This is a genomic window from Metabacillus idriensis (genome assembly GCF_009674765.1).
Classification (GTDB): Bacteria; Bacillota; Bacilli; order Bacillales; family Bacillaceae; genus Bacillus_P; species Bacillus_P idriensis.
In genome coordinates, this window is sequence record NZ_WKKF01000001.1 from 988,601 (window position 1) to 1,007,491 (window position 18,891).

The 18,891-nt window shown below is 41.0% G+C and carries 24 protein-coding genes, 1 other RNA gene and 1 riboswitch; of the genes, 19 read left to right on the forward strand and 6 right to left on the reverse strand.

What is annotated here, in order from left to right; genetic code table 11:
• Positions 1-89 precede the first annotated feature (89 nt).
• The 5 genes from queC (at position 90) to GJU41_RS04855 (ending at position 2,814) form a co-directional block, all read left to right on the forward strand.
• On the forward strand, positions 90-752 hold the full coding sequence (gene queC / locus GJU41_RS04835) for a 7-cyano-7-deazaguanine synthase QueC (RefSeq protein WP_070876237.1): 663 nt from the start codon (positions 90-92) through the stop codon (positions 750-752).
• Positions 749-1,186, forward strand: coding sequence for a 6-carboxytetrahydropterin synthase QueD (gene queD / locus GJU41_RS04840; RefSeq protein WP_070876235.1), 438 nt, complete (start codon positions 749-751; stop codon positions 1,184-1,186). Before queC ends, queD begins: the two co-directional genes overlap by 4 nt.
• Complete coding sequence (queE, locus tag GJU41_RS04845; protein WP_070876232.1) at positions 1,183-1,911, forward strand: 7-carboxy-7-deazaguanine synthase QueE; 729 nt, start codon at positions 1,183-1,185, stop codon at positions 1,909-1,911. Before queD ends, queE begins: the two co-directional genes overlap by 4 nt.
• A 20-nt stretch (positions 1,912-1,931) precedes the next feature.
• On the forward strand, positions 1,932-2,429 hold the full coding sequence (queF, locus tag GJU41_RS04850; RefSeq protein WP_154318325.1) for a preQ(1) synthase: 498 nt from the start codon (positions 1,932-1,934) through the stop codon (positions 2,427-2,429).
• Positions 2,430-2,613: 184 nt separating this feature from the next.
• On the forward strand, positions 2,614-2,814 hold the full coding sequence (locus GJU41_RS04855; RefSeq protein ID WP_070876230.1) for a cold-shock protein: 201 nt from the start codon (positions 2,614-2,616) through the stop codon (positions 2,812-2,814).
• A 379-nt stretch (positions 2,815-3,193) separates the two neighbouring features.
• Here GJU41_RS04855 and GJU41_RS25170 read toward each other — a convergent pair whose 3' ends face one another.
• Positions 3,194-3,325 carry a hypothetical protein gene (locus GJU41_RS25170; protein ID WP_263596909.1) on the reverse strand — a complete coding sequence of 44 codons (132 nt, stop codon included), beginning with the start codon at positions 3,323-3,325 and terminating at the stop codon, positions 3,194-3,196.
• A 75-nt stretch (positions 3,326-3,400) separates the two neighbouring features.
• The gene (locus GJU41_RS04860) at positions 3,401-3,625 is read right to left on the reverse strand and encodes a hypothetical protein (RefSeq protein ID WP_070876228.1); all 225 of its coding nucleotides are present in this window, start codon (positions 3,623-3,625) and stop codon (positions 3,401-3,403) included.
• A gap of 84 nt (positions 3,626-3,709) precedes the next feature.
• Here GJU41_RS04860 and GJU41_RS04865 point away from each other — a divergent pair, with 84 nt between their 5' ends.
• Together GJU41_RS04865 and ssrS are read left to right on the forward strand one after the other, a co-directional pair.
• Positions 3,710-4,036, forward strand: a complete 327-nt coding sequence (locus GJU41_RS04865; protein WP_070876223.1) for an MGMT family protein — start codon at positions 3,710-3,712, stop codon at positions 4,034-4,036.
• A gap of 84 nt (positions 4,037-4,120) precedes the next feature.
• Positions 4,121-4,308, forward strand: a non-coding RNA gene (ssrS, locus tag GJU41_RS04870) — 6S RNA.
• A gap of 175 nt (positions 4,309-4,483) precedes the next feature.
• Here ssrS and GJU41_RS04875 read toward each other — a convergent pair.
• Positions 4,484-5,158: an SOS response-associated peptidase gene (locus GJU41_RS04875; RefSeq protein ID WP_154318095.1), complete on the reverse strand. Its 675-nt coding sequence runs from the start codon at positions 5,156-5,158 to the stop codon at positions 4,484-4,486.
• Between the two features lie 92 nt (positions 5,159-5,250).
• Between GJU41_RS04875 and GJU41_RS04880 the strand changes: the two genes are divergently transcribed.
• On the forward strand, positions 5,251-6,042 hold the full coding sequence (locus tag GJU41_RS04880; RefSeq protein ID WP_070876219.1) for an AAA family ATPase: 792 nt from the start codon (positions 5,251-5,253) through the stop codon (positions 6,040-6,042).
• Positions 6,043-6,175: 133 nt separating this feature from the next.
• Complete coding sequence (locus GJU41_RS04885; RefSeq protein ID WP_070876217.1) at positions 6,176-6,973, forward strand: peptidoglycan-binding protein; 798 nt, start codon at positions 6,176-6,178, stop codon at positions 6,971-6,973.
• A gap of 271 nt (positions 6,974-7,244) precedes the next feature.
• Here the strand turns inward: GJU41_RS04885 and GJU41_RS04890 are convergent, their stop codons facing one another.
• The gene (locus tag GJU41_RS04890; protein ID WP_070876215.1) at positions 7,245-7,745 is read right to left on the reverse strand and encodes a GNAT family N-acetyltransferase; all 501 of its coding nucleotides are present in this window, start codon (positions 7,743-7,745) and stop codon (positions 7,245-7,247) included.
• Between the two features lie 183 nt (positions 7,746-7,928).
• The gene (locus tag GJU41_RS04895) at positions 7,929-8,117 is read right to left on the reverse strand and encodes a YkvS family protein (protein ID WP_029281718.1); all 189 of its coding nucleotides are present in this window, start codon (positions 8,115-8,117) and stop codon (positions 7,929-7,931) included.
• Between the two features lie 184 nt (positions 8,118-8,301).
• On the opposite strand from GJU41_RS04895, the gene GJU41_RS04900 reads away from it, so the two are divergent.
• The 3 genes from GJU41_RS04900 to GJU41_RS04910 all read left to right on the forward strand — a co-directional run bounded on the left by GJU41_RS04900 (position 8,302) and on the right by GJU41_RS04910 (position 10,157).
• On the forward strand, positions 8,302-9,168 hold the full coding sequence (locus GJU41_RS04900) for a patatin-like phospholipase family protein (protein WP_224771364.1): 867 nt from the start codon (positions 8,302-8,304) through the stop codon (positions 9,166-9,168).
• Positions 9,169-9,246: 78 nt separating this feature from the next.
• Positions 9,247-9,894, forward strand: coding sequence for an SDR family oxidoreductase (locus GJU41_RS04905; protein WP_070876213.1), 648 nt, complete (start codon positions 9,247-9,249; stop codon positions 9,892-9,894).
• A gap of 68 nt (positions 9,895-9,962) precedes the next feature.
• A complete protein-coding gene (locus GJU41_RS04910; RefSeq protein ID WP_070876211.1) occupies positions 9,963-10,157 on the forward strand; it encodes a hypothetical protein in 195 nt (64 codons plus the stop codon).
• Positions 10,158-10,229: 72 nt separating this feature from the next.
• Here the strand turns inward: GJU41_RS04910 and GJU41_RS04915 are convergent, their stop codons facing one another.
• A complete protein-coding gene (locus tag GJU41_RS04915; protein WP_070876210.1) occupies positions 10,230-10,721 on the reverse strand; it encodes a sigma-70 family RNA polymerase sigma factor in 492 nt (163 codons plus the stop codon).
• A 315-nt stretch (positions 10,722-11,036) separates the two neighbouring features.
• Between GJU41_RS04915 and GJU41_RS04920 the strand changes: the two genes are divergently transcribed.
• The 7 genes from GJU41_RS04920 (at position 11,037) to GJU41_RS04950 (ending at position 18,877) form a co-directional block, all read left to right on the forward strand.
• Positions 11,037-11,627, forward strand: coding sequence for a cell wall hydrolase (locus tag GJU41_RS04920; RefSeq protein ID WP_070876208.1), 591 nt, complete (start codon positions 11,037-11,039; stop codon positions 11,625-11,627).
• A 159-nt stretch (positions 11,628-11,786) separates the two neighbouring features.
• Entirely contained in the window at positions 11,787-13,262 is a 1,476-nt protein-coding gene (locus GJU41_RS04925) for a spore germination protein (RefSeq protein ID WP_070876272.1), read from the forward strand.
• A 19-nt stretch (positions 13,263-13,281) separates the two neighbouring features.
• Positions 13,282-14,382 (forward strand): GerAB/ArcD/ProY family transporter, encoded by a 1,101-nt coding sequence (locus GJU41_RS04930; protein WP_070876206.1) that lies wholly within the window; start codon positions 13,282-13,284, stop codon positions 14,380-14,382.
• The gene (locus GJU41_RS04935) at positions 14,372-15,442 is read left to right on the forward strand and encodes a Ger(x)C family spore germination protein (RefSeq protein WP_070876204.1); all 1,071 of its coding nucleotides are present in this window, start codon (positions 14,372-14,374) and stop codon (positions 15,440-15,442) included. Before GJU41_RS04930 ends, GJU41_RS04935 begins: the two co-directional genes overlap by 11 nt.
• 89 nt (positions 15,443-15,531) lie before the next feature.
• On the forward strand, positions 15,532-16,860 hold the full coding sequence (locus GJU41_RS04940) for a polysaccharide biosynthesis protein (protein ID WP_070876202.1): 1,329 nt from the start codon (positions 15,532-15,534) through the stop codon (positions 16,858-16,860).
• Between the two features lie 82 nt (positions 16,861-16,942).
• Positions 16,943-17,044, forward strand: a riboswitch (purine riboswitch).
• Positions 17,045-17,191: 147 nt separating this feature from the next.
• A complete protein-coding gene (locus GJU41_RS04945) occupies positions 17,192-18,385 on the forward strand; it encodes a NupC/NupG family nucleoside CNT transporter (RefSeq protein ID WP_070876200.1) in 1,194 nt (397 codons plus the stop codon).
• Between the two features lie 129 nt (positions 18,386-18,514).
• Entirely contained in the window at positions 18,515-18,877 is a 363-nt protein-coding gene (locus GJU41_RS04950; RefSeq protein WP_070876198.1) for a cytochrome-c oxidase, read from the forward strand.
• Positions 18,878-18,891 lie beyond the last annotated feature (14 nt).

Sequence of the window (18,891 nt, forward strand, 5' to 3'; positions counted from 1 at the left end):
TCTGAAAAAGTTCAGGGTGTCTTTTCTTATGCCGATTTTTAAATCGGGGTTGTGAAAGAATGCTCTCTTCGAATGAGGAGGACATATAGATGAAAAACGATAAAGCGCTCGTTGTCTTCAGCGGCGGCCAGGACAGCACAACCTGCTTATTCTGGGCCATGAAGCAATTTAAAGAAGTTGAAGTGGTTACATTTAATTATAATCAGCGCCACAAGCTTGAAATAGAAGTGGCTGAAGCGATTGCAGATGATCTTGGAGTAAGACACCATCTTTTGGATATGTCACTCTTAAATCAGCTTGCACCTAATGCTCTTACAAGAGATGATATTGAAATTGAACATAAGGAAGGCGAACTTCCTTCAACCTTTGTACCAGGCAGAAATCTTCTGTTCTTGACGTTTGCATCTGTGCTTGCGAAACAAATCGGTGCAAAACATATCGTGACAGGAGTCTGTGAAACAGATTTCAGCGGATATCCGGATTGCCGCGATGTGTTTGTGAAATCATGCAACGTCACCATCAATTTAGCGATGGATGATCAATTTGTCATTCATACACCGCTTATGTGGATCGATAAAGCCGAAACATGGAAGCTTGCAGATGAACTTGGTGCACTGGACTATGTAAGAGAAAGAACGCTCACATGCTACAACGGTATTATCGCAGAAGGCTGCGGAGAATGTCCAGCATGTCACTTAAGGAAAAAAGGCCTTGATGAATATTTGTCCGCAAAAGGAGGAGGATCGCATTGATTCAGCAAATGTACCCGCAAACTCTCCACCCGTATTCTTATGAGCTGAACAAGGATATGCAGATATCTGCGGCTCACTATGTGCCAAATGATGAAGCGGGCAAATGCCGCCGTCTGCACGGGCATACGTATTTTATAAATGTAACGGTTGCTGGCGATGAGCTTGATCAGTCCGGGTTCCTCATTAATTTTGCCCATATCAAGCAGCTCGTGCACGACCGCTTTGACCATACGATTCTCAATGAAAATGAAGTATTTGATGATAAAGATCCAAATAAATTCCCTACTACTGAAGTAGTGGCACGTACGATTTATGAAATCATTCAGCAGCATTTGGATACACTTGGACACAATCCCAAATGTGTCGGTGTTTTCGTCCGCGAAACACCTACAAGCTATGTGATGTACCGTCCCAAGCAGGTGAAAAACGGATGAAGAAGTTTCCTGTATTAGAAATCTTCGGCCCGACAATTCAGGGTGAAGGGATGGTCATCGGCCAAAAAACAATGTTTGTCCGTACAGCAGGATGTGATTATTCCTGCAGCTGGTGTGACTCTGCTTTCACATGGGATGGATCAGCTAAAGACGACATTAGACAACTAACAGCTGAAGAAATTTGGACAGAGCTGTTCGAACTTGGCGGAAGCCATTTTTCACACGTGACCATTTCAGGAGGAAATCCTGCTTTACTTGGGAACCTGAATGAACTGATTGATCTTCTTCACGAAAAGAACGTAAAAGTGGCGATTGAAACACAGGGCAGCCGTCTGCAGCCCTGGTTTGATCAAATTGATGATTTAACGATTTCTCCAAAGCCGCCAAGCTCAGGCATGAAGACAGACTTCACTAAATTAGATGAAATTATTTTCTATTTAACGGAAAAAAACCGTCTGTATCATGCAAGTTTAAAAGTAGTTGTCTTTGATGAGCAGGATCTGGAGTTTGCAAAAATGGTACACCTCAAATACCCGGAAATCCCATTTTACCTCCAGGTAGGAAATGATCTGGTTCACGAACCGGATGATGGAAAGTTAATTTCTCATTTGCTTACAAGGTACGAGTGGCTGATTGACCGGGCTGTATCAGAAGAAGGCTTAAATAATGCGCGCGTACTGCCGCAGCTGCACACCCTTGTATGGGGAAACAAAAGAGGAGTTTAACTATGAAAGGAAGGCTGATTATGGCTGGAAGACAAGATTCAGAATTAACCGATGTAACATTGCTTGGCAATCAGGGAACAAATTATTTATTCGAATACAGCCCTGACATTTTAGAATCATTTGATAACAAACACGAAAATCGCGATTACTTTGTAAAGTTTAATTGCCCGGAATTCACAAGCCTCTGTCCAAAAACAGGACAGCCTGACTTTGCAACTATTTATATCAGCTATATCCCTGAAAAAAAAATGGTGGAAAGCAAATCATTGAAGCTTTATTTATTCAGCTTCCGCAATCACGGAGACTTCCATGAAGACTGCATGAACATCATCATGAACGATCTGATTGAACTAATGGACCCAAGATATATCGAAGTATGGGGCAAGTTCACTCCGCGCGGCGGAATATCAATCGACCCGTATACAAACTACGGAAAACCAGGCACAAAATACGAACAAATGGCAGAGCACCGCATGATGAATCATGATATGTATCCGGAGAAAATCGACAATCGCTGATAAAAACCGAAATTATTTTCGAGCATAATTTGCTTTTTAAAATAATCCATGTTATATTTATTAAGAATTATTTTTGTTCGGTACGCAAGGAAAGAACAAGTGCTAAAACTTTTCACCTTTTGTTATCAATGAGAGCAAGGATAGTAACACAATGTATGCTAAAGCATACGAGGAGGCAACAACAATGGAACAAGGTACAGTAAAATGGTTTAACGCAGAAAAAGGATTCGGATTCATCGAGCGCGAAGGCGGAGAAGACGTATTCGTTCATTTCTCAGCTATTCAAGGCGAAGGTTTCAAATCTTTAGACGAAGGCCAAGCAGTTACATTTGACGTAGAGCAAGGTCAACGTGGACCTCAAGCAACTAACGTTCAAAAAGCTTAATTTTAAGCTGACATATAAAACAGTCTCTTTTATAGAGGCTGTTTTTTTGTGTGTTTTTTAGTAATAGATGGTGTTAACGGCATTCAATGTGCAGCTACTTGCAGCAGAAACTTGGAAATAATGAAAGGTGAAAGTATAGCTAAATGATCAAAGAGGGTGGTAAGCGAGGTACGATTTCGAGGTGCAAAATCGGCTTTGAAGCCCGAACTTGAGGATCGAGGTGCCAACATTTAAGAGCGGAGCCTCAGTCCGCAAAAAAATAAAAACCCCCGCTCAAATTCACTGAGCGGGGGGAGGTATCATGTTACAAGCTTTGTTAAATGGTTGCTTTCATTTTAGCACAGGTAAGCAGGATAACCTAATAAAAAATGATTATTTATTATTTGCGCCCCGATTGGTGATTTGATACGGGTGACTTGCTCGTTTTTGGCTTTAAATTCTTTAACCTGCTTTTAATATAATCCTTCAGCATGTCACGCTTGCGTTTTTGACGCTTGTCACGGTTTTTCATATAGTCACCATCCTATTTCATAGAGATTCGACCTTGGTTCTATTATAACTCGAAACGAGGCGGGACAACATGCTTTTACCTAAATTCAAATTCATTCTCGCCGTCAGTGCGGTTTGCTTTGCGTACATATGAATAAAAAAGCTCCATCGCTTCTGTTTTAAATGCTTTTGACAGTTCTTCAGAAAAATAATCATCTGGATTCAGTTCATATTCAGGTGTAACAATCTTCACTTCGGACTTTTCGTTCTGAATATAGTGATGGGTTAAGAGATTTGATGGTATCTGGATTTTTTTCGCCATGATCAGCACCCTCTCTGTTTTTAGTGAAATGTATTTTGTGTTTAGTTTATCATATAAGAAAATCAGTACACAGGGGGATTATGTATGGAGACCTTTACGCAAAGAGCGGTATTTATTATAAAATCGATACCTGCCGGAAAAGTGATGACATATGGACAAGTTGCCAGGTGCGCGGGCCAGCCCAGAGGAGCGCGGCAGGTTGTCCGCATTCTTCATTCGATGAGTGAAAAGCATCAGCTCCCATGGCATCGTGTTATCAATTCCAAAGGGGAAATCGGCATGAAGGAGACAGAATCCGGCAGACTGCAGAAAAAATTATTAGAAGATGAAGGCATTTCTTTTATCAGTGATTATCACCTGCATCTGGAGCGGTGGATCTATAATCCCGGGATGCAAGAAGACTCCTGGTAAATAAGCCAAAAACTGCTGTTAAGTTTTATTTGGGCAATGAAACTTTCCGGTTGACCGCTGCAGCATAATGATGTAATATACTACTACAAGCTGCATTGTACGTAATGATAATTAAGTTTTAACCTTTAAGCTGTAATAGGGAGTTTTATATCGCATCTGAAATGTCATGCCTCCATTTGCAGAGGAAGACAGGAAAGCTGCTGCAAACACCCACTTTGAGAAGTGGTGGTTTAAAACTTTCTTACGTAAGTTACGGCAATTGTGGCTTCTTTCTTTAAACATATAAAACCAGTTCCTACCTCAGGAGCTGGTTTTTTTGATGTTTGGCTGACTTTTGTTTTACTTGAGTGGAGTTTAATTTCCTCAATCGATTACGATTCGGACGCTTCCTTACCCTCCAATACCGTTAAACGGTTTAGCAGGGTACGATTTTGAAGACCGCCATTATTAACAAATCTCCCGAATCAAATGTACTCCATTATTTTTAGGAGAATTTACTTCAGACGATACTTCAAATGCCTCCATTTGCGTCTCGTCGAAGGGTTTCAAGATCGGACGCAGATCGTCTGGATCATGAATGGAGGGGTCGAGCCATCTTTCTTCGTCTTCAGGCTTCAGGATGACCGGCATTCTGTCGTGAATGGAGCTCATCAGTTCATTTGGTTCGGTTGTGATAACCGTGCAGGAATAGATGGTTTTGCCATTTGGCGATTTCCATGATTCCCATAACCCAGCCATACCGAAGGGTTCACCTGTTTTCATTTTAATTCTCATCGGGGTTTTCCCGCCTTCCTGGCGTTTCCATTCATAGAACGAATCTGCCAGTACAAGGCATCTTTTTTTTCTGAAAGCATTTCTGAAGCTTGGTTTATCCGCTAATGTTTCTGCTCTGGCATTGATGGTTTTATATCCGATTTTTTCATCCTTTGCAAAAGGAGGGATGAGTCCCCACTTTAAGAACCCCATTCGATTTTGAGTCCCGTCATTAATCACGGACAGGACCTCGTGTGAAGGAGCAATGTTGTAGCTATATACATATTCATCTTCTTCAATGGCTGCGCCGATATGAAATCGGTCTACAAGATCTGCATACTCTGAGAATAAAGTGTATCTTCCGCACATGGGCATTCTCCTTTTTATGTAAAATAATACCGTTATCATTCCCTTTAAACAAGGTGAAGCCGTATAATAAAAATAAAAAGGAGAGATCACAGGTGCACTTAAAAAGAGTCAGCTTTGTTCCTGATCACGAAAAGCAGGAGTATCCATATGGACTTCCCCTTTTTAAAGAGTCGTTCACTCTGTCGTTTGAAGCACCGCTAACAATTCTTGCGGGTGAAAATGGGACAGGCAAGTCAACGCTGCTTGAAGCAATCGCAGAGCAATCCGGTTTAATCAGGGTTGCATCAGTTGAAGATGATGATATAAATGAAGAGATCAGGAGATTTTCCCTTGAGTTGAAGCTTTCATGGAGTGCGAAAACAAAAAAAGGTTTTTACCTGAAAGCGGATGACTTTCTGACATATGCCCGCAATGTCTCGCGCATGAGGGCAGAGGCGGAAAAAAGATTAGAAGAAGTTGAAGAGGAGTACCGGGGGAAATCGATTCTGGCGAGGCAGCTTGCGGCGTCTCCTTATCATAAGACAATTGGAGAAATAAAGGAATTGTACGGGAGAGGGCTCGATAACCGGTCACATGGAGAGCGGTTTTTGGCGTTTTTTCAATCAAGATTTCGCCCAAATGGCTTCTACTTGCTGGATGAGCCTGAGGGTCCGCTGTCTCCGATGAAACAGCTGAGTTTGATCAGCATGCTGCTTGAAATGATCAAAGAAGGATCGCAATTTATCATTGCGACACATTCTCCTATCTTAATGGCTTTTCCGGAAGCAGTTATTTATACCCTTGATGACTTGCCGTTAAAAAGCGTGCAATATGATGATTTAGAACATGTGAAAATCACGAAAGGATTTCTGAATTCGCCTGAAAGATACCTTAGACACTTATGAGTATTTTGTCGAAATATAGACTAATAAATGCCAGTTTTCTAGTTCTTCCGCTTCGTTTTTTCCTCATTACACCAACACTCCCATCTTTTTCACGTATAGTGTGATGTATTACTAATACTTGAGGAGGGACAATATGAGGAAAAAGCTTATGGGCTTAATTGGCGCATCTGTACTCAGTATAAGTGTGATTTTTCCACTGAGCGGGGAAGCGGCACTGGGAGACAGAACGCTTTCACAGGGAATGAGCCATTCAGATGTGAAAGAACTGCAGGAGCATCTTTTATCAAAAAGTGTGTATCCATATTTTGAAGAGACAGGCTATTATGGTCCAATTACAAAAGAAGCGGTGAAAGATTTTCAGGAAAAGAGCCGTATCCAGGTTGATGGGATAGCTGGACCGCAAACGAATCAAAAAATTAAAGTGTTGCGCTATGGCGATATGGGAAAACCAGTCATCAAGCTTCAGCGTCTGCTGAAAGAGTGGGGAGTATATACTGGTATTGTTGATGGAATGTACGGAAACGGCACGAAAAGTGCAGTAGCCAATTTTCAGCAGCAAAAAGGACTGAAAAGTGATGGTATCGCTGGACCGCAAACCTTTAGTAAGTTAAATCAAAAATCAAGCAGTGTTTCAGGGACTGTAAAAGAGTTAACGGTTACAAGCACAGCTTATACGGCTTCATGCGATGGCTGTTCCGGAGTGACGAAGATGGGTGTTGATTTGAAAAAATACCCTGAAGCGAAAGTGATTGCCGTTGATCCGAATGTGATTCCAATTGGCTCAATCGTAGAAGTTGAAGGCTACGGTAAAGCAATTGCAGCTGATATTGGCGGCGCCATTACAGGCAACAAAATTGATGTCTTTATTGCAGGACAAAGCAGCGCCATCAATTGGGGCAGAAAATCAGTCAATATTAAAGTTTATCAATAATAGATTATCAGTTACATAGAAAAAGAAAAATCCGCTGTCTGCAGCGGATTTTTTTTAGGTTGCACCAGATTGATAAAGGAATTGAATTCGAGCTGTGCGAGTTGAATAGCTTTTCTTGCGAATGAAAACGGGATTGTCGCGAGTTGAATTCATAAACTCGTTATATACAATCAATAGATGCCAGCATCTGCGATAAAATAGCCCGCCAAAGATTGATCTGTTCCATACATAACCAAACTAAACTTTCCTATAGAAAGCTGCCAATACACCGTCAAAGCTCCAAACACATATACGCCTCATCTACATAACCATCCGCGAGCTTCAGCGCTTCTGTGTATTCGCCGAATTGGACAAAGCCCAATGACTCATACAGCGCTTTGGCGCTATGATTATCAACAGCAACCGCAAGATCGATTTTTTCTATGGTCTTGCTTTCTTTAATTCGTTCAATAAGAGAGCTAAGCAGTTTTTTGCCTAATCCTTTGCCGCGCATGACAGGAGAGATGTACATGCCTAGAATTTGACCGCGGTGCTTCATTTTTTCAAGAGTTTCCTGTTTGAACGCTGCGATCCCTGTGAGTTCTGCTTCAGCAAATGCGCCCATTACAAAAGCGGATGCAGAAGGAGTGATTTCCTTAATTAATTCTTCAATTGATTTTTTCTTTTCCGTTTCATAGCTTGAAGCAAAGTTTGCAGGCAGCTCATTCAAGGCCTGCAGGCGCAGTGCCCGGTACTGTTCTGTGTCTTCTTCTGTCAGCAGCCGATACTCCACTTGAGGCACCTCTTTCCTTGATATAGAAGTCAAACCATGATTTGATGCAAGCTCCATTTCTGTCTATAGGTAGATTACGTTATCTAGTATGGTTCATTTTTCTTGAAACAATGTAAAATCCATTAAGAGAACAAAATAAAACAGCCTGATGGAGAATCCTCCTTCAGGCTGCTGTTTTTAAAATCAATGAAGCTGTTCTTTTACAATTTTATAGTTTTTATGATTGACGACCGTCCGTCTCTCAAGATCTAAATCTCGGAAATTTTCCATATACGTCAAGTCTACAATCACTGAATTTTCATTAACTTTCTCCACGATGCCACGTAAACCGTCTCTGAATTCAATCACATTGCCAACTTTAGCGATTTTCATTTCCTCTCTCCTTCTCTATACAGATCCCCCATTAGGACTATTTAACATTATTTTTTCAGTTTAGTAAAGGCTTTCAGTTAAAATTGTGTAATAATTTTGAAAAAAGGGCAAACAGATAAGATGAAGCAGGTGAATCAAACATGTTATAGTAAGATAAAATTGATTTTGAAAGAGGCGAATCAGCTTGGTTTCATCAGGACTTGTCCTCGAAGGCGGAGGAATGCGCGGGGTTTATACCGCAGGTGTTTTAGAATATTTCATGGAAAAAGAGCTTTATTTCCCCTATGTCATCGGGGTTTCAGCAGGTGCCTGCATGGGTGCTTCATATATTTCTAGGCAAAAAGGAAGAAATAAAACGGTCAACATCAATTACGCCAATCATAAAAGCTATTTATCGTTAAGCAATTATATCCGTCATAAACAGCTGTTTGGGATGGACTTCATTTTTGATGAAATTCCGAACAAGCTAGTTCCATTTAACTTTGATTCCTTTTTAAAAAGTGACCAGACATTTTTAGTGGGAACAACAGACTGCAAGACAGGGGAGCCTGTTTACTATAATAAAAATGATATCGGCAAGGATATTTTAACGATTTTAAGAGCCTCAAGCTCCCTTCCGTTTATAGCACCAATGATTGACTATGAAGGAAGGAAACTGCTTGACGGGGGGATTGTCGATTCGATCCCGATTAGAAAATCACAATCAGACGGGAATGCCCGCAATGTGGTGATCTTAACCAGAAATGCAGGATATAGAAAGAAAAAGAGCAGCATGGAGTGGATGGTCAGACGCTCATTCAGAGCGTATCCATTGCTTGCAGATGCCATGCTGAACCGCTATGAGCAGTATAATCAGACGCTTGATTATATTGAGGAGCAGGAAAAGCTCGGAAATGTGTTTGTCATCCGTCCTTCTAAAAAGCTTGAGGTTGACCGGATTGAACGAAATCCAGTTAAACTTGAACGGCTTTATGAGCAGGGCTTAAAGGATGCAGAAGCCTGTTTTGAGGCACTGCGGAAGTGGCATGAGCCGCATCACGTATTATCCTGATAAAACATACCCAAACGTTTGAAGAGAGTTTCCTGGGGGAAGAGTACAGTCATACTACTTATAAAGGTGTTGTTTAGAATGAATGTATTAATTGCAGGAGCTAACGGAAAAACAGGCAGACATATAATCGAACAAATAGCACGCGGAGGCGAGCATCGCGCAATCGCAATGGTGCGGGATCCGAAGCAGGAAAAAGAGCTTGGAAAGCTGGGTGCTCAAACAGTCGTCGGCGATCTTGAAGGGGATGTCTCCCATGCCGTGCATTTAGCAGATGCCATCATTTTTGCTGCGGGATCTGGATCAAAAACAGGACCTGATAAAACGATTTCTGTTGACCAGGAAGGGGCTAAAAATCTGATAGACGCTGCTAAAGAACATCGGATCCAGCATTTCGTCATGCTGAGTTCTATGGGAACAGATAACCCTTCAGCAGGTCCTGACTCAATGGAACAGTATTTCAAAGCCAAGGCAATTGCTGATGAATATCTGCGGGGATCAGATCTTTCTTATACGATTGTCAGACCTGGCGCACTGACGGATGACAGCGCCACAGGAAAGATTGAAGCTTCCGAAAAAATCGAGAACAAAGAAAACCGCAGCATTTCCCGTGAGGATGTGGCAGCGGTTCTGATAGCTTCTCTTTCTGGTGAAGAAGTGAAAAACAAAACATTTGAAATCCTCTCTGGCGAAACAGACATCGAGGAAGCTTTAAAATTTGTTTATTAAGTCATGGACAAGCGGGATTCTCCTTAGTAAACTTGCATATATGAAAAGATTTGGGGGAAGTTCGTTCCATGGATAATCAATTGGCAAACGAAATGCTGGATTCATTAAAAAATGGGGAAATCCATGAATATCATGTTCCAAAAGATGTTTTTCCTACCTTTAGAACGGCTCTTGTCGAACGTGAGGATTTCAAGCATTTCCGCGGAATAGCACAGCAGGGCGGAAGCGTCATCTATAAATATTTGCAGGTTCCCCGGAGCTAAAAGAACGGCTGTCACATTTGACAGCCGTTTTTCTGATTTTAGGGAGTGAGAGAATGTTTATCCCCAGCACTCTTATGATTTTTCTGTTATCGCTCTAATTTTCTTGATTGCCTCTCTTCTCCACGATTTCACACTAGCAGGACTGACATTTTCACTCTCCGCAATTTCAGATGGCGTTTTCTTGTCAATGCAATAGCCAATCAGCCATTTTTTCTGCATTGGCGTAAGGATCTCGCCGTAGGAGCGGACAATTTGCTCGTTCATTATTTCCTGTATAGGGTCTTCTATGCCAAAATCGTCATGATGATCGCGAAGCTCCTCATTTTCGTGCCTTCTATTTTGTTTATTCATTTCATTCAGCATCCTCCCTTTTATGCAATGATATAGATAGGTGCTGAATGCGCCTTTTGAACCGTCATAGGTTTTTGACGCATGCCATAAGGCGATGAGTCCGATTTGATGGTATTCTTCATGATGCTGCATAATGTTTAAATGTTTAATATGAAAATAGATCATATTTTGATGCTTCTTGACCAAATCCTCAAAGCTTTTATCTTCTATCATCGAATTCTCCGATTAGGAGCGCTCCATTCAAGTATTCCGCGGTAAATTCATCATAATGGCGGTGCCGGAAATCGTAAAAGCAGAAAAGAAGGTATATATATGCGGTGAGATGCTTCAAATAGGCTGTTCTTCCAGGGGGGAATAGCCTGTTTTCTATTCTTCATCTCATTAAAAAGCCTGATATGCCTCATTTTTTTGAATATTGAATTGGGGTTCCTTCCATTTTTTTAGCAATGAATTCAGTGCATAAAGCTGTTAGGCTATTACTTGTACTTCTTACAAGTGAATCCGAATGAAAAATTGGGAGGTTTATAAATGAAGAAAGCATTTTTTACTTTTACAATCATTTCTGCACTTACCTTATCATTATTTGGGTTTGAAAAAGCAGAGGCAGCAACAAAGCACGAGGTTAAAACAGGCGATACTTTATGGCTGATCGGCAAAAAGTACGGAGTATCTATTAAAGAGATTCAATCCCTTAATCATAAAAGCGGTCAATTATTATATGTAGGCGAAAAACTGCAGGTACCTCAATCCATTTCAGATGAAGATAAGGATTTATTGGCACGAATTGTTCACGCAGAGGCAAAAGGCGAGCCGTATGCAGGTAAAGTGGCTGTGGCAACGGTTGTGTTAAATCGTGTAAAAGACGATCGATTCCCTGATACCATTAAAGATGTTATTTATCAAAAGCAATCAGGCATTTACGCATTTTCTCCAGTAGAAAATGGTGCAATTCATGAACCAGCTGATGAAAAAGCTAAAGAAGCGGTCCAAGAAGCCTTGGCTTATGAGGGTATGGGAAATGATTCTGTCTATTTCTATAATCCTGTAACAGCTGAAAGCGACTGGATTCGTACTAGAGAAGTCACGCTTACAATCGGAAAACACACATTTGCAAAATAATGAACAAAACTCCCTTCCAGATGGATGGGAGTTTTTTTATGCCGTTTACCAAATACAACATTGTCCCCCAAGCCAATTATTCTTTTTGAATAAATTACAAAATGGGAGGAAATATAAGGGAAAGTATGATCGTGAAGCGTGGTGGAAATCGTGAACAAGATGTTTAAGGAGAATGGAAAACCGAAGCAGTCTATGGCTGAAGTGATTACTTGCTTCAAGGCCTCGTCTGATTTTGTCCAATATGAGCACCATGCAAAAGAGATCACATTCTGGGTGTCTTACATACGGACAGTAGTAGATCCGACACTTTTACATGAAAGTATTCTCACTCCCTTGCTGAAGGAAAAATGGAATACCCATCAACAGCTGAAAGAAATTGTCCCAATTGAAGAAATCATTGTCACGATTGACACGGATATTGTTTCGGAGAAATTGCTTGAAGGCTATATCATTATTTCATTCTCTGAGTATGGAAGTCCATGTACGTTGTTACGAGCTACCTTAAATAAAGCAAGAGACATCTCCCTCCCAGAAGTTGAATTTAGTGTGGTAGGACCGAAGGAAGCTTTTGTAGAAGCGATTGAATTTAATATCAATTTGATCCGCAAAAGAATACAAGTGCCGCAGCTGCGGATAAAAGAAATGCAAATAGGTGATCTGTCCAAAACAAAAGTGGCTGTGCTCTACATCGACAGTATAGCAGATGAAGAAAATGTAAATACCATGATCCAGAGGTTAAGAGATATTAAATATGATCAAATAGGCGACAGCGGCTATGTGGCTCAGTTCATATCTGATAACCATAACTCTCCGTTTCCTCAAGTGCTTGATTCAGAACGGCCTGACAGGGTGGCAGCTGTTCTTTCAGAGGGGAAAGTCGCCGTCGTTGTTGATGGCTCGCCGCAGGTTTTAATCGGCCCGACAACTCTTGTAGAATTTTTCTCTTCTTTTGAAGATTATTATCTAAATTGGGTGCTGTCATCATTTTTCAGGCTGATCCGCGTATTTGCCGTAGCCTTTTCCATCTTAGTAACGCCTGTATACGTAGCGACCCTAACCTTTCATTATGAACTAATTCCAAAGGATCTGCTGAGCACGCTCGTAACCTCGCGGCGCGAGATTCCGCTTCCCCCGATACTTGAGGCGCTGTTTTTGGAGCTGACGATTGAACTCCTTCGGGAAGCGGGAGCGCGTTTGCCGACAAAGGTCGGACAGACAATCGGTATCGTAGGCGGGATCGTTATTGGGACGGCATCGGTTGAAGCGGGTCTGACCAGTAACGTTCTTCTGATCATCGTCGCTTTGGCGGCACTTGCATCGTTTACAACACCCGTTTACAAGATGGGTAATACGATTCGCCTGCTTCGATTTCCATTTTTAATTTTTGCCCAAATTTATGGGCTTCTCGGCATTGTTTTATGTTTTTGTTTTTTAGCAACTCATCTCTTAAGGCTGACATCTCTCGGGAGGCCCTTTTTAGTGCCGATCTATCCGCCCCGGAGCCGGGATCTTAAAGATGCGATTATCCGTTTCCCTTTCTCAACTTTAAACAAAAGGCCATTGGCTCTGCGGACGAAACAGCCTGATAAATTTTCAGAGAAGAGAGCAAGACAGAGACATGACATAGATGAATAGCAGATTGTGAGGTGTCCAGATGAAAAAAATCGCAGAACGATATCAAGTTTCGCCTTTTCTTGTGTTTTTTCTTATTCACTCCCTTCAGTTTGGTGTGGGAGTGCTTGGCTTTCAGCGTTTTATTTCACTGGACTCCGGTCATGATGCCTGGATAGCTGTGCTCGCTTCGGGAGTCATTGTTCATATATCGATCTTTTTGATTTATCAGATTTTAAAGGATCAAGAGGGAAACATTCTTGATATTCATAAGAAGATTTTTGGCAAGTGGATCGGCAATGGGCTAAATGCCCTTGTCATTATTTACTTTACCGCTCTTGCCATTAACGTCCTCCGAACCTTTATAGAAGTTATTCAAGTATGGATGTTTCCGGATATCAATGTCTGGATTTACAGTTTTATTTTTCTGGCTCTTACTTATTACATATTAAATGGCGGCTTTCGGGTAGTAGCAGGGATTTGCTTTTTTGGAGTGGTGCTCCCGGCATATCTGATTTTTTCATTTTTGTTTACTTTGAAATTTGCGAACTTTAATAACCTGATGCCCTTTTTTGATCATTCCATCAGTGACCTTTTAAAAAGCACAAAGAATATGTCGCTGACAGTGCTGGGTTTTGAAGCGCTGTTTATGTATTATCCTTTTTTGAAAAATCCGGAAAAATCGAGGAAGTGGGCGCACTTTGGTGCAGCAGTTACAACTTTGATCTATGTGATTATTATGCTGTTCAGCATCATTTATTTCAGTGAAGAGCAGCTTCAGAAAAACGTATGGGCAACACTTACGATCTGGAAAATTGTCGAAATGCCGTTTGTGGAAAGGTTTGAATACATCGGAATCGCAAACTGGAACCTTGTTATTTTGCCGAACGTTTGTTTAACCCTATGGTGTGCAAGCAGAGGCATGAAGCAGCTTGTGAAAATAAAGCAGAAATATACGATTCTGATTGTTCTTGCCGCCTGTTATGGAGCTGTTAATATTATTAAAGACCGTGAACAGATCAATACAATTAACTCATTTTTAGGGGAGGTGGGCTTCTATATATTTATGGCCTACATTCCGCTTCTGTATTTACTCACTCTGATCTACCGTAAATGGAAGGGAGGAAGAAAGGTTGAAACGTAAATTACTTGTTCTTCTCATTCCGCTGTTTTTGACAGGATGTCTTGAAAAAGAAATATTGGACGATGTTAATATTATTACAGTTGTAGGCTTTGACATGGTGGGCTCAGATCAAATGAAAGGAACGGTTGTCATTCCGGTTTATACGCAGGATGCCCCTGTAGAAAGTGAAATCATCGAATCTACTTCATCTACTGAAATCAGCAAAGATATTTTAACGCATCTGCAGCGTAAATCATCTGATCCGCTCGTCCTTGGGAAAGTTTCTGTTGTTATCTATTCAGAGGAAGTTGCTGAAAAAGGCCTGACAAACCTTGTGGATACGCTGCAGAGGGATGCAAGTGTCGGTTCCCGCGTCTATTTGACGGTAGCCAGAGAGGATGCAAGTTCCATAATGAAAGCTAAATTTGGAAACAGAGGAGCAGCTGCCTATATTTCAAACCTGATCCGCCATAACGTTGAAAGCAGGGACGTTCCTAAAACAAATCTGCACATTTTTCTATATGATCTATATTCAAAAGACAGTGATCCCTTCTTGCCGATTTTGAAAAAGGGTGAAGGAGGTTCCGTTGAAATTGATGGCCTGGCCTTATTTAAAGGTGACAAAATGGTCAGTGAAATTTCAAATGAAAAACTGATATTCTTTAAACTGATTGCAGATAAATATACGGAAGGCATTTATGCTCTAAAACTGCCAAAAAAGGAACAGGTGGCCATTAAAGCAATTTCTTCTCACCGCAAAATTGAAGTGAATAAAAAGGATCCATCCAAATTAACAATAAAAGTCAAACTCAGCGGCGTTGTTCAGCAGTATACAGGAGATATGATCACACCTAAAATCAAACATGAAATGGAGAAAGCCTTTGAGAAAGAGATTATAAAAGAATCGAAACAGATGATTGAACAATTTAAAGAACTTGAGATTGACCCGCTGGGACTGCAGGATTTGGTGCAAAGCCATATTCGAGGCTTGCATACAAAAGAATGGAAAGAGATTTATCCAAGACTGTCTGTTGAAATCAAACCTGAAGTCATGATCACGGAAACAGGGGTAATTGAGTAGGGAAAAACGATCATAAAATCAAATTTTAAAATAATTGGGTGACTTGTCTCATATCCTTTTAGAAAGTTCTTCCCAGGGAGTGAGTCAGCATGAATTCTTTTTTCAAAGGAACCCTTTTATTGATTGTTGCCGCTTTTTTCAGTGAATGCATCGAATTTTTCGTCAACATGATCTTGGCGAGAGAACTTGGAGAAGAAGGAATGGGCAGATATATGTCCATTTTGCCTGTCATCTTTTTAGTTGCTGTCCTTGCAAGTCTTGAACTGCCGATTTCCATTTCCAAATACATCGCTGAAAACAAGCGGGTCCTGCATTACAGTATGCTGCGCCACGCTCTGCAGATGACAATGATTGTTACACTTGCTGTGCTGATGGCAAGCATCATCCTTTTTTCAGCTACGTCTTTGCTTGACGGATTTCATCCAATCGTTAAATGGCTGATTATTGGGCTCATTCCAATTGCGTCGTTCTCCTCGATTGCGAGAGGGTACTTTATGGGTGTGCAGCAGATGGGAAAGATTGCTTTTTCAAATTTTTTGCGAAAAGCGGTGCAATTCAGTGTGCTTCTGCTTATTTTCACCATTTTTAGGTTCGATCAAAATGCTTTGCTGATTGCGCTCTGTGCTTTTATTGGCAGTGAACTGATTGTTTTTGTTTATTTGATCAGTATGTTTATGATACATATGCATGCTCTGAAATATGAAAACAACACATTTACAACCGGTAAACACGCAAGGCAAAAACTGCTGTCTGTATCCCTCCCGACTACAGGCTTGAGGATATTTCATGCCATCACAAATGCGGTCCAGCCTTTTTTAATCCAGACAGCACTCATTACGGCGGGATTCAGCACGGTTGCAGCAACTGAACATTTTGGCATGCTGACTGGAGTAGCGATGACCATTGGCTTCTTTCCGGCATTTATTGCCCATTCTTTAATGATTATGCTGATTCCAAACGTTTCTGATTCGTACGCCAAGCAGGATACGAAGACATTGCGGGTGCTCCTGCAGCAATCGATGTCTTTTACCATGCTTTACGGAATACCGGCCGTATTTATTATTTATCTCTTTGCAGAACCGCTGACGTCTCTTTTTTTCTCATCAGATCAGGCAGCCTTTTATCTGAAGCTGCTGTGGCCTTACTTTTTGTTTCATTTTTTCGTCATTCCCATGCAGGCTTATTTAATAGGACTTGGGCTAGTGAAGGATGCTTTTTATCACACTGTCTGGTCGCATATTGTCTCATTTGGGATGATGTTTTTGCTTGGTTCACAGCCCTCGCTGCAAATGGCAGGAATTATTCTTGGGATGAATACAGGCATTGTGCTTTTAACGCTCATGCATTATGTGACAATCTGCCAGAAGATCGGGATTACGCTGTGGCTCACAGAGCGCAGGGACAGTGTTTACCGATGATTCTGAAAGCTTGCAATACACTTGCTAGTCCGATAATAAGAAAAAGGATTGAAATAGCCCTTGTCCCGCTGTAAAATACGAAGATAACTTCATACGTTTTCCTTATATAATCATGGAGATATGGTCCATAAGTTTCTACCTGGCAGCCTTAAAGTGCCGGACTATAAGGAGAGTACGAACAGGCAGTCTGATGAAGAGACCGCTGTTCAAGCTTTCTTTATAAAGTCTTGAACAGCGGTCTCTTTTTTTTTTTTTTTAGATGTCAGACATCTGACTGCGTCCATTCATGATTGGAAAACGACTGATGACATTAATAGATGGGGGCATTCATTTGAATATTTTATACGGTATTTTATCACTTGCAGGCATTTTATTTCTCGGCTGGCTTTTAAGCAGCAGCCGTAAAAGCATTCCATGGAAAACAATCGGCATTGGATTATTGCTTGAAGCTGCTTTGATTTTATTTGTCATGAAAGTAAAAGCGGGAGAAATGATATTAGAAAAATCAGCTTTTGCTGTTCAAAAAATCATCGATTTCAGCAGCGAGGGAATTGAATTTGTGTTTGGCGGGTTTTATGGTGAAGGCTCAAACATTACGTTTGTGTTTGCGATAAATGTACTTGCTGTTGTTATCTTTATTTCTGCACTTATATCGGCTCTTTATTATTTGAGAATTATTCCCTTTGTGGTTAAAATTATTGGTTTATCCATAGGAAAGCTGCTTGGAACTACGAAGGTTGAAACGTTCAGTGCTGTCGGAAATTCCTTTTTGGGGCTAGTTGAAGCACCGCTGCTGGTTCGGCCGTATTTAAAGGATTTAACACGATCAGAATTATTTGCGGTGATGGTTGGCGGCACGGCTTCAGCAAGCGGAGCAATCCTTGTCGGGTATTCACTGATGGGAATTGATATGAAGTATCTTCTTATCTCTGTTTTCAGTGTACCTTTTGTTTCTTTAATCATTGCGAAACTTTTAGAGCCGGAAACTGAGGTTTCCAAAACAAATGACAATGTGGCGATGGAAAAAACGAAGCATGCGAATGTTTTTGAGGCAATTGCTGAGGGTGCAGTAAGCGGCGTAACTCTCGCACTGAACATAGGAGGACTGCTGATTGCGTTTATCAGTATTCTGGCTCTGATCAATGGAGGACTTGGACTGATCGGAACGGATCTCTCCACGATCTTCGGTTATGTGTTCTATCCATTTGCCATCATGATCGGCATTCCGTTTGAGGATGCTTTCAGAGCAGCTTCCATTATTGGAACGAAATTATCAATCAATGAATTTGTTGCATATCTTGATTTAAGTAAAATGATTGATGAGCTAGATCCTAAAACAGTTGCCATTCTCTCAATTGCTCTTTGCAATTTTGCGAACCTGTCTTCAATCGGTCAGCTGATTGTCGGTTTAGGGTCACTTGAACCAACAAAACGTTCCCTCGTTTCAAAGCTTGGATTAAAGGCGATAGTCGGCGGAACATTGGCAAGTTTTATAACAGCAGTTTTAGTGGGAATGTTCATGTAAGAAAGAAAAGCACCTTGTTCAGGGTGCTTTTTCTTATGGAATAGGCCCCTTTTTTCAGCGGACAATTTCTAAAAGTGCGGCCGGTAAGCGTAAATTAAATTGTATTTAAAAAAGGCAGGAGGTTTTTAGATGGGGATAAAAATGATTAAGCTGTCTGTTCTGTATTTGGCTGCTGGTCTTCTGCTCGGATTGTTTATGTCGATTGCCAATGACTATACATTGACGCCAGTTCACGTTCACATTAATTTATTGGGATGGACGACGCTTACGATTGCCGGCATTTTATATTATGCTTTTCCTGAGTTAACCGATCATTTTTTGGCGAAGGCTCACTTTTGGCTCCATAATATCGGACTTCCCGTAATGATGATTGGGCTTGCGTTTACCGTTTCGGGAAATAACAGTCTTGTGCTTCTTACCATCATTGGATCCTTCGCAACAGTGATTGGTCTTCTGTTTTTTGTATGGAATGTTTTGGCGAATTTAAAATGAAATGGAAAAAGGAA

What these genes read in the sequence shown, in the direction of transcription:
- queC (WP_070876237.1), top strand. Translation starts at nt 90, where the DNA reads ATGAAAAACGATAAAGCGCTCGTTGTCTTCAGCGGCGGCCAGGACAGC.
- queF (WP_154318325.1), top strand. Translation starts at nt 1,932, where the DNA reads ATGGCTGGAAGACAAGATTCAGAATTAACCGATGTAACATTGCTTGGC.
- GJU41_RS04885 (WP_070876217.1), top strand. Translation starts at nt 6,176, where the DNA reads ATGAGGAAAAAGCTTATGGGCTTAATTGGCGCATCTGTACTCAGTATA.
- GJU41_RS04865 (WP_070876223.1), top strand. Translation starts at nt 3,710, where the DNA reads ATGGAGACCTTTACGCAAAGAGCGGTATTTATTATAAAATCGATACCT.
- GJU41_RS25170 (WP_263596909.1), bottom strand. Translation starts at nt 3,325, where the DNA reads ATGAAAAACCGTGACAAGCGTCAAAAACGCAAGCGTGACATGCTGAAG.
- GJU41_RS04930 (WP_070876206.1), top strand. Translation starts at nt 13,282, where the DNA reads ATGAAAAAAATCGCAGAACGATATCAAGTTTCGCCTTTTCTTGTGTTT.
- GJU41_RS04950 (WP_070876198.1), top strand. Translation starts at nt 18,515, where the DNA reads ATGGGGATAAAAATGATTAAGCTGTCTGTTCTGTATTTGGCTGCTGGT.
- GJU41_RS04895 (WP_029281718.1), bottom strand. Translation starts at nt 8,117, where the DNA reads ATGAAAATCGCTAAAGTTGGCAATGTGATTGAATTCAGAGACGGTTTA.
- queE (WP_070876232.1), top strand. Translation starts at nt 1,183, where the DNA reads ATGAAGAAGTTTCCTGTATTAGAAATCTTCGGCCCGACAATTCAGGGT.
- GJU41_RS04860 (WP_070876228.1), bottom strand. Translation starts at nt 3,625, where the DNA reads ATGGCGAAAAAAATCCAGATACCATCAAATCTCTTAACCCATCACTAT.
- GJU41_RS04855 (WP_070876230.1), top strand. Translation starts at nt 2,614, where the DNA reads ATGGAACAAGGTACAGTAAAATGGTTTAACGCAGAAAAAGGATTCGGA.
- GJU41_RS04905 (WP_070876213.1), top strand. Translation starts at nt 9,247, where the DNA reads ATGAATGTATTAATTGCAGGAGCTAACGGAAAAACAGGCAGACATATA.
- GJU41_RS04920 (WP_070876208.1), top strand. Translation starts at nt 11,037, where the DNA reads ATGAAGAAAGCATTTTTTACTTTTACAATCATTTCTGCACTTACCTTA.
- GJU41_RS04940 (WP_070876202.1), top strand. Translation starts at nt 15,532, where the DNA reads ATGAATTCTTTTTTCAAAGGAACCCTTTTATTGATTGTTGCCGCTTTT.
- GJU41_RS04910 (WP_070876211.1), top strand. Translation starts at nt 9,963, where the DNA reads ATGGATAATCAATTGGCAAACGAAATGCTGGATTCATTAAAAAATGGG.
- GJU41_RS04875 (WP_154318095.1), bottom strand. Translation starts at nt 5,158, where the DNA reads ATGTGCGGAAGATACACTTTATTCTCAGAGTATGCAGATCTTGTAGAC.
- GJU41_RS04925 (WP_070876272.1), top strand. Translation starts at nt 11,787, where the DNA reads ATGTTTAAGGAGAATGGAAAACCGAAGCAGTCTATGGCTGAAGTGATT.
- GJU41_RS04915 (WP_070876210.1), bottom strand. Translation starts at nt 10,721, where the DNA reads ATGATAGAAGATAAAAGCTTTGAGGATTTGGTCAAGAAGCATCAAAAT.